Below are 12,817 nucleotides of genomic sequence, written 5' to 3'. Positions count from 1 at the left end.
TTATTTATTTAAACTATGTTTAGCATAATTAAAGTTAAGCACTTTATATCGTTCTATTAAATGTGGCAACCGTTTCTTAAAATCATCCCAATTACGTAGGTCTTGAGGTGTCCAAACGACTTCAGACAAAGCGGTCATCCTGGGCAAAACCATATATTCGAGATAGTTTGTTGTTCCAATATACTCGGTCCATACATTACCTTGAGCCCCTAAAATATAGTTCTGTTCCTCTTGTGTTAATTCACTTGGACTTGGGTTATAGGCATAGACCTCCGCTACTGTAGTTAATCCTCCTATCGCCAATGGCTCATTGTCTTTATCTTCACTTTGGTAATGATCAAAATAACAAGAATGGGAAGGCGTCATAATAACATTATGGTGTTGTTTGGCTGCTTCAATGCCTCCTTTTTCGCCCCTCCAGGACATAACAGTAGCATTAGGAGCCAATCCACCCTCAAGAATTTCATCCCATCCAATAATTTTCTTTCCTTTAGAATTAATGAACTTCTCCATACGTTGGATAAAATAACTTTGCAACTCGTGCTCATCTTTTAAGTCCAGGGACTTTATTCTTTTTTGACAACTTGGGCAACGTTTCCAATTTTCTTTAGGACATTCATCGCCACCAATATGAATATATTCCGAAGGGAACAATGGCATAACTTCCAACAAAACATCTTCTAAAAATGTAAAGGTCCCTTCTTTTCCTGCACAATATACATCTCTTATGACACCCCATGTTTCATATACAACCTTAGGAGTTCCTGATTTTTGAAGTGCCTTACTTTTTTCAGATAACATGTTGTAGTTTTTATCTGTAGGCTCTTCCGGAAAACAACTTAAATAGGGATAAGCCGCAATAGCTGCTCCACTATGTCCAGGCATTTCAATTTCTGGTATGACTGTAATGTGCTTACTTGCCGCATACTTTACAACCTCTTTTACTTCTTCTTGGGTGTAAAAGCCACCATATTTTTTTTGATCGTTACCCGTACCAGGGCTATGTCCAATAATAGTACCATTCCTCCACGCTCCAACTTCTGTAAGCCTAGGGTACTTTTTTATTTCTATGCGCCAACCCTGATCTTCTGTCAGGTGCCAATGAAATGTATTCATTTTATGCATGGCGATTAAATCGATATACTTTTTTATATAGGATACTGGAAAAAAATGACGCGCAACATCTAAATGCATTCCTCTATATTTATATCTTGGGCTATCTGCAATATTCACTGCAGGTATCGTAATCGTTTCTTCTAAAGCGCCATTCTTATCTATGGTAGTTGGAATTAACTGTTTTAAGGTCTGAATACCATAAAACACGCCGGTAGCCGATTTTCCTGAAATAACTATGTCTCGATAACTTACGGTTAATTCATAACCTTCTTCATTAGAAATTTGATCGTCTAACTTTAATATTATATTACCTTCCTTTTCTTTAAAATCAATCGGGACCTTTTTTCCAATTGCCAAGCCTAAAATTTCAGATAAATAGTCCGCTTCATTTTCTAAACTTTCATCACATGTAATTTTGGCATCTCCATCAACCAAAAACCTACCTTTTAATATCTTCTGGGATACAGGTTTAGGTATAATTTGATAATCACTTTCTGCGTTGATAATTTCTGCATACTTGTTAGCACATGAACATATTAAAACACTTAATACTATAGTAAATAATTTAATCTTCATTTTTGTTTTTTTATTGTTCTTAAAGATCAATCTAGTTGTTTGTATTTTTTAACGGATCTACAATGTATGCCTAAGATATGCTTTGGGGCAAAATTTAATATTCCCCTTAAAGTAAAGCACGCTCCCTATTTATATCTTCTATTTTGTAATTCAAGTGTCCGTAAAAAGTAAATTTAAAGCATCCAAGAGCTAATGCCCTTGGATGCTTTCCTTAATAAAAATTAATAACCTGGGTTTTGAACGAATTTGGGGTTATCACCTAAACGAGAACTGCTAAATGGTAAATAAAAGCGTTCCGTACCAAATGATCTCACTTGGGTCTCTGCATTTTTTAAAGTTATAACATATGTGTCTGTTTCCAACTTATAATTGAATACCAAACCTTTTGTTCTAACACCATCCAAGTACTGCTGGGCCGTTCGCCAACGAATAAGGTCCCAGAACCTGTGATCTTCAAAGCACAGTTCTACCTGACGTTCATGACGAATGTTACCCTCTGTTACTTCAGTTCGCAATGGCATACCTGCACGATCACGAATTTGATTAATCGCGTCCAAGGCTTCGCTTGTCTCACCTAAATAAAAAGCCGCTTCTGCAAAATTCAACAAAGTCTCTCCATAGCGAAATATAATATAGTCCTGTCCAGAATAACCAGAGACTGGGGTTGGATTATCTCCATCTACTTTCTTTCTTCTCAGCAATGAAGTATTTCTTCGGTTTCTTGGTTCACTGGCCTGTGGCATTTCCGTACCATCCAATCGAGTAACCTTTGTACTTGTACTATTAACCGATGAACCATCTGCCAATATGGTCTTTGTATGAAACCAAACACGCTCCCCCTTAAACTCACACTCTGGGTAAAAAACAGACGCTCTAAAACGAGGGTCTCTATTTCCAAAGAAATCATTGATATCCCATTCATTGGAAGCTGTCAATAAGCCCCTGTCAATCTTACCAGAGCGTCCATCTGTAAAATCAAACAACTCAACAAAATCGTAAAGTACAGGGAAATTAGAATTCCACGATGCACCAAAACCCGCAGGATAAGCATAATTATCTAGACCATGACCTTTAATAACAGGTTCCCAAACTTCTGCAAAAATGGTTTCTTTATTATCTGTACCTTCAGTTAAAAAAATAGATGCGTAATTCGACACTTTATCAGTACCTGAATTAATTAAAATAAACTGACCTGAATTTATAACAGCTTTAGAAGCATCGTAGCTTTTTTGAAAATAGGATGTAGCCGATGAGGCATTAATTCCCGTAACACCATTAGGCCCCACATTACCATTTTTGGCAATACTGGCGGCATACAACATGGCCCTGCTTTGTAGCATGAGTACAGTATATTTATCTACACGTCCATTTGCTCCTATTCTCTCATCATCAAAATCGCCTAGAATAGCCTGTGTTTCATTATAAATAAAATCATAAACTTCCTGCTCAGTATTTCTGGGTAGGTAAAGTTCATCATAGGCATCATCCCGATTTTGGACTCTGGTAATGATTGGAACCCCTCCAAAGCGTTTAACCATTTCAAAATAATTAAAAGCTCTTAAAAAACGGGCTTCTGCCATTTTGGACCTTATGTACTCTGGCTCTAAGTTTTCACTGCTTTCTATCTTTTCCAACAAAAAGTTAATATCCCTGTTAAGTGAATAGTTCCAATAGTCTAAGTCACCTGGTCCTCTCGCCTCTGAAAAACTCCTTAAAACGGCATGGTTGGGTGCTTGCCAGTCCGCATAATTAGTATGTTCTGCACCTACAGCGGCCCACATCCCCATATTTTGATTCTCAGCATATTGAAATTGCAAGCGACTATATAAGTTGGCAATATAAGCCTCTGTTAACGGTTCCGATTCGAAAACAACATTTTCTGAAATGAAGTTAGCGTCCTTGATCAATTGATCTTCACAGCCCAAGAGCAACAAAGATAAACTGAATATGTATAAGATTTTTTTCATGTTTTATATTTTTAATAAATGATTTTCAATCTTTTAAAGCCCTATGCGAACTCCAAATGTATAGGTTCTTAGTAGCGGCAACGAAAAGCCCGAATTATTATACGCTTGTTCTGGGTCAATATAATCTTCAAAAATACCTAGCTTCGTAAAGGCAAACAAGTTGTCTCCGGTTAGGTAAAATGCACAGTTATTAAAACCTATCTTTTCTAAAACTTTTTGTGGCAAGTCATAAGATAATGTAGCCGTTTTTAAACGTACATAAGTACCGTCTTTTCTCCAAAAATCTGAACCGTTGTTATTCCATGCTCTGCCTCCATCATTGTTATATGCGGGTAGCTGAGCATTTGGATTGTTACCTACACCAGGGTTGTTCGGATCTTGTGTCCAGCTGTATTTACTGTGCAAGGTAAGTGGTACATCTTCAGACCCGAATGGTGCCCGCATGTTCCCTCCACCAATAGTAACATTAAAAAGCGAAGCCCCTTGCCAGAGCATAGCCAATGAAAAGTTTTTATAGCTTAAGCGAGTATTCAATCCAAAGGTAATATCAGGCTCGGAACCATATCCAATCTCACGTCTATCGTAGTTGTTAATTACACCATCTGGTACTCCATCGGGGCCATTTACATCTAAATAGCGAATATCGCCTACTTTAGGTGTTCCACTCAAGGTTTGAAATGTATGTGAAGCCTTATAGTCATCCAATTCTGCTTGGGTATTTATCAATCCATCACTTATAAAGCCAAAACTTCTGTTTACATACTGCCCGTTTTTTAAATCCATACGTACCACGTTAGGGTCATCCATATTGATATCTTGAGCCCAATCGCCATATCGCTGACGAGCATAACTAAAATTACCAGACAGATCCAACTTTAAATTACCTATATTGCCTTTATATCCCAATACAAATTCAAAACCATGGTCGTTGGTTGAGTTTAAATTTACTAGTGGTAAAACGGCCCCAAAAGTGGTTGGTACAGTTTCTTCATCTGGGGCTACAATTCCTTCACTAAGCCTGTAAAAAACATCAACATTACCATAGAATTTTCCGTTTAATAACCTAAAATCCAACCCGGCATTATATAGGGTGTTTTCTGTCCAGGTGAGTCTGTCGTTAACCAAACCGGCCGTAATAATGTTGGTTACTGGATTACCATCTAAATAATAAACAGAACTCAATTCATTATACCCGGTAAGGTAATCGAAAGTGGTGTTCCCGATTTTATCGTCTTTTCCTGTTTCACTGTATGACAAGCGTAACTTTAACTCATTAAAAATTGAGCCGTCCAAAAAGTTCTCTTTAGCGACATTCCAACCTAAAGAAACCGATGGAAAATAACCCCATCTCACTTTAGGAGATACTTTAGAACTGGCATCAGCACGGAAAGTGGCCTCTAATAGGTATTTATCATCATATGCATAATTAAACCGTCCAGCATAGCTAATACGCGAATATTCTTGAGGTAAAGCAGTACTTCGTCTTTCTTCATCATCTTCATCATTTAATACTTGAGTTAAAGAATTATCTCCAGCCGTAATTGTTGGAACCGCATCAGATAATAAATCTGATCTTAAAACAACTAACCTATCTACCTCATTATCTTCTTTTTCAGCAAATGCCAATGCGCCTATTTTATGTTTTCCAAACGTGTTATCATAATTCATATAAAAACGTGACAGGAAACGCATTCTAGGATCGTTAGCTTTACTGGTTACCCCTTTGGAAAAGCTCGGATTCGCATTTACAGTTTGTACGGGAGAATAACTGTTATCTTCTTCATGATATTGGTAAACGGTATATGTTTTGCTCAAATCTTCCAAATAGACCCGTCGCATCCTAACATTAGCCTTAGCTCCAATGGTTAAACCTGTTAAAAAGGGCGTCTGGTACTTAAGCTCCATTGCAGCAGCCAAGGTCTCTGAGGTTGTTAAACTGTAGCCCCCAAATTTTTTCTGAGTCCTGGCCACTGGTGAACGTTCTGTAAAACCACTGTAAGGCGCTCGGTTTGGGTTCGGTAATTGCGGACTAAAAAACGGTTGCGCCGTTTTTAAATCGTCCCAAATGGTCTTAACGCCGTAGGCCGCATAATCCTTTGTTTCGTCTATATAAGAACTATTTAAGGCCAACGTTAGGTCATCTGTAATTTGTGCATCCAGATTGTTGGTAAGAGTTAGTTTTTTATAGCTGTAATCCCCTTTAAAAATACCATCCTGAGCCAAAAGCCCTAAAGACGTGTAAAACCGTACTTTTTCTGATCCTCCATTGGCACTAAAGTTATGAGAGGCTAATTGACTGCCCCCTTGTTTTAACAGGGCATCTACCCAATTGTAACTTTTCTTTGCACCAGATTCGTATTCTGCCAAATAGGCCTCGGTAAAATCTCCATAAGCAATAGCAGCATTAGGATCGGCAGGATCGTATTGTGCGTTAAAAAGACCATTACGCTTGGCCTTTATGTAATCTGCTGCAGAAGCAGGAGTCAGGAACTTTACAGGTTTTTGTATACCAGTATAACCATGGTAATTGAACTGAACCTTACCTTCTTTTCCTCGCTTTGTTGTAATAAGCACAACTCCGTCTCCCCCTCTAACACCATAAATTGCTGCCGATGCATCCTTTAAAATGGAAATGTTTTCAATATCATTAGGGTCTATTCTATCCATAGAGGATTCTACACCATCTACAATTACCAAAGGGTTCCCAAAACCACGAATACTTAAGTCAACAGAGTCTTCACCTGGCAAACCTGGATTCTGATTTGTAATAACCCCGGGAACCTGTCCAATAATTAAACCTTTAACATTAGTAGCTGGGGTGGTAACAACATCATTTGCCTTAATAGAGGCTACAGAACCTGTTACGTTTATCTTCTTTTGGACCCCGTAGCCTACCACAACAACCTCTTCTAACTTGCCTGCATCTTCCTCTAATGCTATTGAAAATTTTGTTTGTCCCTTTACAACTACTTCTTGGGTTTTAAAGCCTATGTACGAAACAACTAAAACAGCATTTTTATTTGATACTTCCAGCGAAAACTTACCATCAAAATCGGTTTGCACACCATTAGAAGTTCCTTTTTCCAGAACATTGGCCCCCGGCAAGGGTTGATTGTTTTGGTCTGTCACAACACCTTTAATCTCAAATCGCTGCGTAAGTTTAAGTCCTGCAATTTTATCTACTCCATCATCTTTTATAACTGTTTTTGCCTGTACATTAAACATTACTGCAAAAACAAAAAGTATCATAAACTTTGGTTTTAATCTAAGCTTAAAAATACCTAGAGGATCCCTCTTTATTTTTTCTTGTTTATTCATATTTTCAAAATATTTGGTTAATTGATTTTTAGTTAATTTCATGAAATTATTTACTGTTTTATTTTTTTAATTTCATAACAAGAATTGGTTACATTAATTTTTGGTCATTTTATTTCATATAGTTCATTTTTTTAAAATAGTAATTGATTCACTTCTTTGTTGGTCAATAATTTTTTCGGATTTTCGATGGCGTTTTGAAACATCTAAAGGTCGATTTTACCAATATCGATTTTGGTATCTCACTAAGGCCTCCAAATAATAATAATCGGCATAATTAAGAGGTACATCTATTTCATTATTATGGGGAATACTACCTACCGAATGCATCAATATGAAATTTTGGTTTTCGTCTATTGGAGCAGTATAATCATTTGAAGCAAGTGATTTGATGAGGTTGTTAATTGTAGACAAATAAGATTGGGACGTATACTCATCAAGCTCTATTAATGCCGATAAGGTAATGGCGGCAGCCGAAACATCTCTAGGTTCGTTAGGAATATTATCGGCATCATAGTCCCAAAAAGGGATTCCATCTTTTGGAATGGCATTGTTATGCAAAATATATTTGGCAATTTTTTGGGCCTGCTCTAAATAGGCCTTGTCTTTTGTATACCTATAGCAAACCGTGTAACCATAAAGTCCCCAGGCCTGTCCTCTCGCCCAAGAACTTCCATCGGCAAAACCCTGAGCAGTTTGCTTACTTCTAACCTGACCAGTTTCTGGATCGTAATCCACAACATGATAGGAACTGTTATTTTCCCTAAAGTGGTTGGCTAAAGTTGTATTGGCATGAGCTATTGCTATTTTCTTGTATTTAGGATTTCCTGTTATTTCACTCACTAGAAACAAAAGTTCTAAATTCATCATGTTATCTATGATGACAGGAAACTTCCAATTTCTTTTGGATTGCCATCCACCATTAACATCCCAACTCTTTAAACACCCTACAGAAGAATTAAAGCGTGTTGATAACGAATTTGCTGCTTCAATCAAAACTTGCTTAAATACTTCATCTTCGGTAATCCTATAACCGTTACCGAACGAACAATTAAAGACGAAACCTAGGTCATGGTTCGTTGTTATGTATTTATGAGACTCGAACAAAGCCTGATATTTTTCAGCAGTAACTTTCCAATCTTCGTTATTTGTATACTCATACATATACCAGCAACTTCCAGGGAAAAAGCCTTCAGTCCAATCAAATTTTGAATTAGCCCAATACATATCTCCATTTTCAGTTACTGTTCTAGGAATTCTGTTTTCCTTATCGGCTTGCAATACCTGTAGGGATAATTGTTGTTCAGCTTTTTTCAAAATTGAAACAACATCTATAATATCATTCCGTAAAATTTCACTTTTAGTTTTACTCTTTGATGTTAAACTATAAAGCAAAACTATTAATAACGGAATAAGAAAAATATACTTTACCTTGTTCATGGGCGTCAATACTAAATGGATTTCACAATTTTATATATGACGCAATTTCGGTATGTTTTATTCTTTTTAAGATGAAACTTAGTTTTGATTAAGGGGGGATATTCTTCAATACAACTTAACAATTAGTTGATTTTCGACCAATCTAGTAAGTGACACAAAAAACAAGACGCTTTTGTACTGTCTGTAGAATACAATTTTAATGTTGCTTTGTATTTGCTTTTCTGTATTGGGTAGGTGTTTGATTAAATGCTTCTTTAAAACACTTTCTAAAATATTTCAAATCATTAAACCCAATTTGATAAGCTACATCGGCAACATTCATATCGGTTCCAGAAAGTAATTGACCAGCTTTTTTAAATTTAACTGCTCTTATAAATTCTGAAATAGTCTGTCCTGTAAGTGCCTTTAACTTTTTATACAGAACCGATTGACTCATGTGCATTTTTTCCGCAAAGGTGACAGCCATAAATTCTGGATCTGAAAAATTTTCCTCAACAATATCCATTGCTTTTTTTAAGAAAATTTCGTCCTTAGACACTAAATTTAGTTCCTTCGGTTCTAGTATAAAATCTTTTTTGAATTTCTCTATAAGTTTTAATCTAGATTTCAACAAGTTCTCTACCTGCAATTTTAATAATTCAGGATCGAATGGCTTTGAAATGTATGCGTCAGCACCTGTTTCGTAACCTGTTTTTTGAATTTTGCTGGAGGTTCTGGCCGTTAATAGAATGACTGGAATATGACAGGTTAATATACTAGTCTTGATGGCGTTACAAAATTCGATGCCATTCATTTTTGGCATCATAATATCACTTATAATAATATCTATGGGGTGAAGTTCAGCCTCCTTTATTCCTTTTTTCCCATTCTTCGCTTCAAATATATTAAATTCATTTGTAAAAATACTTGCCAAAAGATCTCTTACTTCTGTATTATCTTCAACTATTAAAATTGAAGGTAAGTTCTTATTAAATCCTATTTCATCTTTCTTAGCATCCTTTTTTGTCCATTCGTAAGTAGTAAAAGGCGGCGCATAATAATCCAATGTATCTTCATTTATAGTAACTTCATCTTCTATAACCCTATCCTCTGGTTTTATATGGTCGCTACCCAAAGGTAAAAAAATGGTAAAACAAGTACCTTTTCCCATCTGGCTACTGACACTAATGGTTCCTTGGTGCAGATCTATAATATCTTTGGCCACCGTGAGGCCTACCCCAGTGCCCGATCGTAATTCATTGTGTTGACCTAATTGAAAATACCTATCAAAAATAAACGGAAGATCCTTTTCTGATATGCCTTTACCACTGTCCTGAATTTCCAGTTTAATCGAGTTAGAATCGTTATCTTCAGATAGGTGCATTGATATAATGCCATGAACAGGCGTAAATTTAAATGCATTGGATAAGATATTGAGCAATGCTTTTTTTATTTCTATCTTATCAAACCAAACCTCTAATATAGGTGTTGCGCACGTAAAACTATATTGAATGTCTTTTTCTGCTGCTAATTCGTCAAATGACAATTTAATGCCTTCAAGAAATGACACCATGTTACGCTTAGAGAAGTGCATTTTTAATTTACCACTTTCTGCTTTCCTGAAATCCAATAGTTGGTTAATTAATTGCAATAAAATATTAGCATTTCTATAAATGCCTTCTAATTGTGATTGAACGTAATTATTTTCTTTTGTATTATCCATTAATCGTTTTAAAGGCCCCACAATTAAAGTAAGAGGAGTCCTAAAGTCATGGGAAATATTAGTAAACAACTGTAATTTAAGCTTGTTCAATTCTTCCATTTTAGCTTTTTCCAGCCTTGCTTCCTTTAAGGCATTTCGTTCTGCAAGCCTAGTAAGCAGAATTTTTCTGGTAATAAATATTAAGATTAAAACCAGTACAGTATAGAGCACATAAGCTGGCCATGTTTTCCATAGTGGAGGCCTTATCTTTAATTTTATTGATGCTGGCTTTTTATTCCAAAGACCATCACTATTCGCGGCCTTTACCTTAAATTCATAATTACCATGTTCTAAATTAGTATATGTAGCTGTTGATTTATTTCCAACCATATTCCAATGCTCATCAAACCCTTCCAATTTATAAGCATATTGGGTTTTATTTGGTTTGGAAAATCCCAAGGCCACAAAGTCAAAACTAAAATCATTTTGTTTGTGGGTTAAGGTTACCGAATGGATAGAATCTGTTACATTAAGATACGGTTTATTGCTAATACTAATGGTACGAATAACAATGGGAGGGATAAATGAATCTTGAGTAGTTTCATTAGGGTTGAAAATAGTAAATCCGTTTGTGCCTCCAAAGATCAACTCTCCCCTTTTGGTCTTGTAGGACGCCCCATAGTTAAATTCCTTTCCCTGAAGACCATCCGATTCATTGAAATTTTTAATTTGATTTGTTCTTAAGTCTATTTTACTAAGGCCATTATTAGTACTCACCCAAATACAATTATTATCATCGGGTTGAATGGCATAGATAACTTCATCTGGAAGTCCTTGATGTACAGCAAACCGTTTGCTTTCGTGGGTGCTCAGGTTATACTTATACAATCCATCGCCTTCAGTACCTATCCAAAGTATATTAGAGGATTCCTGATATACACTAATAACATTTTTTGCTATATAAGCCCTATCTGTTGTTTCTTGGAATTTGACGGGATGTATTTGTCTGGAATTGATATCAACCTTAAAAAGACCATTATCACTACCAACCCAAAGTTTATTGTCTAAATAGGTTTTAGATATGGTATGAATAAAAGGTCCAATTAGGGTATCGGGGTCCTTAACTCGAGAAAAAGCAGATATTTTTTTATTAAATACAGTTAAGCCTTCACTATTGGTTCCTATCCATATATTATGTAAATAGTCTTCTGCCAAACAGGTTATTTTGTTATCGCTTAAGCTAGTTGTATCTCCAAGAATGTTTTTAAATCTTTTATAGTTTAATTGAGAGCCATTAAAAGCTATCTTATTAAGCCCATCGGCATGAGTACCTACCCAAAAATTGCCATCACTATCTTTAAGGATGGCCTTAACATTATTACCACTTAAACTGTTAGTGTTTTTGGGGTCGTGCAAATAATACGAGAATTTCCCAGTTGTTTGATTATAAACATTGATGCCCCCCCCTTCAGTTCCTATCCATAGATCGCTATTCTGATTTTCTATTATGGAGCTTACAATATTATTATTTAGTGATAATTGGTAGATCCCCTCGGCATAAGATGAAAATGCATTGGAGTTTTTGTCTAGATAGTTTACACCCCCAGCCCAAGTACCTACCCATAAATCTCCTTTGGTATCCTCAAAGATTTTATATATAGAATTATCACTTAAACTATTCTGATTTTTTTTATCATGCGTATAATGGTAAATACGTTGTGTGCTTTTGTTTAAGTAATATACCCCATTGTAAGCACCAACCCATAAGTTTTTAAACTGATCTTCATAGATGGTTCGAACTGCACTGGAAATGGCTTTTTCTGATTGTGGAGTCAGTTTAAAATCTTTAAAAACCTGATCTTTTTTATCAAAAAGCGCCAAGCCATTTTCATAACCAAGCCATATATTGTTATCTGAATCGCCGTATAACGTAGTCGTATTACTTTTTGTAACACTTGGCGAAGCATTTTTAGGGTATGAAAAATGTATAAATGTATTAATTTTAGGTTCATACTTGTCTATACTTTTCGAGGTACAAATCCATAATTCAGAATTTTTATTCAGTACTAAAGAATTGGTTTGGTTTGAACTAATACTTGAAGGAACATGCTCATTGTGTTTAAATTTTAGTACGCGATACGTTTTCGTATTAAAACGATGTAATCCATTACTGGTTGCAATCCATAAAAAAGCCCCCTTACCTTCTTTTATGTCTAAAATTTCAATATCATAAGGAATCTCTTGGTCTTTATCTAAAAAAACCCTTTCAAAACTGTCTTGAGCAGGAATATATTTATTCAGCCCGTTTTTTGTTCCAACCCAAATATTTTTTTCTCGATCTTCAATTATTGAAAAAATTCTGTTATTACTTAAACTATTAGAGTCTGTAGAACTTGAGTAATAATTTTTAAATGTTTGTCCATCAAATTTATTCAGTCCATACCTTGTCCCAAACCATATATAGCCTTGATGGTCTTGTAATATAGAAACAACTGATCTCTGAGAAAGTCCATCTTGTGTTGAAAAGTGCTTGAAATTTAATTTTGAATATGGGCTTTGCTCTTCCTGTCCAAAACTTAGGCTAATGCATAAAAATATTAATGCTATTTTAAAGACAGTTTTCATCTGTTTAAATTTATTATTTTTCATCGGTCAGATGTAATTCACCAATAATCATCTAGGCATGTATCAAGAATTGTTATGGTTCATTTTATACAGGATA

5 protein-coding genes are annotated in these 12,817 nt (G+C 35.6%); all 5 read right to left on the bottom strand.

Annotated elements, in window-relative coordinates; genetic code table 11:
* Positions 1 to 1,692, bottom strand: a complete 1,692-nt coding sequence (locus ICJ84_RS00665; RefSeq protein WP_188214434.1) for a beta-N-acetylhexosaminidase — start codon at positions 1,690 to 1,692, stop codon at positions 1 to 3.
* Positions 1,693 to 1,913: 221 nt separating this feature from the next.
* A complete protein-coding gene (locus tag ICJ84_RS00660; RefSeq protein WP_188214433.1) occupies positions 1,914 to 3,659 on the bottom strand; it encodes a RagB/SusD family nutrient uptake outer membrane protein in 1,746 nt (581 codons plus the stop codon).
* A gap of 33 nt (positions 3,660 to 3,692) precedes the next feature.
* Entirely contained in the window at positions 3,693 to 6,908 is a 3,216-nt protein-coding gene (locus tag ICJ84_RS00655; protein ID WP_188214432.1) for a SusC/RagA family TonB-linked outer membrane protein, read from the bottom strand.
* Positions 6,909 to 7,193: 285 nt separating this feature from the next.
* Positions 7,194 to 8,291, bottom strand: a complete 1,098-nt coding sequence (locus ICJ84_RS00650; RefSeq protein ID WP_241748652.1) for a glycoside hydrolase family 88 protein — start codon at positions 8,289 to 8,291, stop codon at positions 7,194 to 7,196.
* Between the two features lie 319 nt (positions 8,292 to 8,610).
* A complete protein-coding gene (locus ICJ84_RS00645; protein ID WP_188214430.1) occupies positions 8,611 to 12,720 on the bottom strand; it encodes a two-component regulator propeller domain-containing protein in 4,110 nt (1,369 codons plus the stop codon).
* Positions 12,721 to 12,817 lie beyond the last annotated feature (97 nt).

Source organism: Aestuariibaculum suncheonense, from assembly GCF_014596935.1.
Lineage (GTDB): Bacteria > Bacteroidota > Bacteroidia > Flavobacteriales > Flavobacteriaceae > Aestuariibaculum > Aestuariibaculum suncheonense.
This window is presented reverse-complemented; position numbering and strand designations above follow the sequence as displayed.